General features: G+C 57.3%; 1 pseudogene. It reads left to right on the top strand.

Annotated elements, in window-relative coordinates:
* Positions 1-241, top strand: a pseudogene (locus tag FN960_RS24700) (tRNA (N6-isopentenyl adenosine(37)-C2)-methylthiotransferase MiaB); the annotation flags it as partial.

Raw genomic sequence — 241 nt, 5'->3', positions numbered from 1 at the left:
ACGCTGCACCGTCTGCCGGAGATGATCAACTCCGTGCGTGGCGACCGCAGCCCGGTTGTAGATATCAGCTTCCCGGAAATCGAGAAGTTTGACCGTCTACCGGAACCGCGCGCCGAAGGGCCGACCGCGTTTGTCTCCATCATGGAAGGCTGCAATAAATATTGCACCTACTGCGTGGTGCCTTACACCCGTGGTGAAGAGGTAAGCCGTCCGTCCGACGATATTCTGTTTGAGATTGCCC

This window comes from Alkalicoccobacillus porphyridii, from assembly GCF_007293315.1.
Taxonomy (GTDB): Bacteria; Bacillota; Bacilli; order Bacillales; family Bacillaceae_D; genus Alkalicoccobacillus; species Alkalicoccobacillus porphyridii.
This window is presented reverse-complemented; position numbering and strand designations above follow the sequence as displayed.